We start from the raw sequence: 1,195 nt of genomic DNA, 5'->3' as shown, positions 1-1,195 counted from the left end.
CACCAGGCATTCGACTAAGTTTGAGCCGTAGCGGCGCACGAGCCAGAAGATCAGCGCCGTGCCGACCGCCGCGCCGATCAGGCACAGGATCAAGCCTTCGATCGGGCCGTAAGCGACGCCCGCGCCGGTTTCAATGATTTCTCCCGGCAATAACGCGACTAACACCTGCAGCGCCATCATGCCCGCCAGCACGGCCCGGCCCAGCCAGCCGAACTGTTCCAGCCAGACTTTAAACTGCGCCGGATCCGAAGCCACGCTTTGAAATAAAACGAACAACACCGCCGTCATGACGAGAGTAAAGATAATAACCGCGCCGATTGAGAACCAACGCACACGTTTCTGCCACTTTGTTTTCTGTTCCATCTTGAGGGTCCTCCTGATTACTGGTTTTATTCTACCCGTTAAACATGAAGATCCCCTTCTGGAAATTCAAAAGAAATTCTTAAGCCTTGCTGAAGAAGCGATGAAGGTCAAAAAATTACGTTTTTATCAGCGATTTCTCCTTCTTTGCTGGCGTTTCCCGCCAGGTCTGGCTATAATGGATTTCCTGACATCTCGAAAGACAGGGAAAGCGAGGTCTTGTATGAAAATCATCTATACACTGCAGCATCCGCAATCCGAGCACCATCTCAACGGCAGGGTCGGCTCGTGGACGGATTGGGACTTAACCGAACTGGGCGCCGCACAGGCCCAGCGCATCGCCTTCCATTTGAAAGAAGAACTGAAGGACAAGCCGGTCCGGCTTCTTTCCTCGGATCTCAGGCGCGCCTGGCACACGGCGCAGATCGTCGGCCAGGCGCTGAATGTCACGCCGGAAAAAGAAATCCGGCTGCGGGAGCGGAACCTGGGCGAAGCTGTCGGCCATTCCGTGGCCTGGCTGAAAGAAAATTTGCTTCAGCCGGAAATCACGATCGACGACCGGTTGTTCCCGTCCGCCCAGACCCGCCGCGAACAATACGTCCAGCTCAAGCCCTTGCTGGAAGAGCTGCTGGCAAAGGAGGAGGAAATCCTGCTTCTTGTTTCGCACGGCGATACGCTGGGCATCCTCCATGCCCTGTGGCTGGGCCTGGAAGCGGAAGCGCTGAATTCGATTCAGCTGGCCGGCTCCGCTGGCGGCGTTTCAGAACTTTGGCTGCGCGGGGGCAAGCGGATCGTGCGCCGGCTCAGCGATCTGTCTTATTTGTGCTGAACTCTT

2 protein-coding genes are annotated in these 1,195 nt (G+C 56.1%); one reads left to right on the top strand and one right to left on the bottom strand.

The genetic code is table 11. The features are described 5' to 3' along the window. Positions 1 to 363: TVP38/TMEM64 family protein (locus tag HOLDEFILI_RS18000; RefSeq protein ID WP_006061384.1), on the bottom strand; the 363-nt coding region annotated here is incomplete at its 3' end. Between the two features lie 220 nt (positions 364 to 583). Between HOLDEFILI_RS18000 and HOLDEFILI_RS17995 the strand changes: the two genes are divergently transcribed. Continuing rightward, entirely contained in the window at positions 584 to 1,189 is a 606-nt protein-coding gene (locus HOLDEFILI_RS17995) for a histidine phosphatase family protein (protein WP_039865585.1), read from the top strand. Positions 1,190 to 1,195 lie beyond the last annotated feature (6 nt).

Origin of the sequence: Holdemania filiformis DSM 12042 (genome assembly GCF_000157995.1) — a bacterium.
Taxonomy (GTDB): domain Bacteria; phylum Bacillota_I; class Bacilli_A; order Erysipelotrichales; family Erysipelotrichaceae; genus Holdemania; species Holdemania filiformis.
The sequence above is the reverse complement of the archived record's forward strand: the minus strand, read 5'-3'. Positions and strand labels throughout refer to the sequence as shown.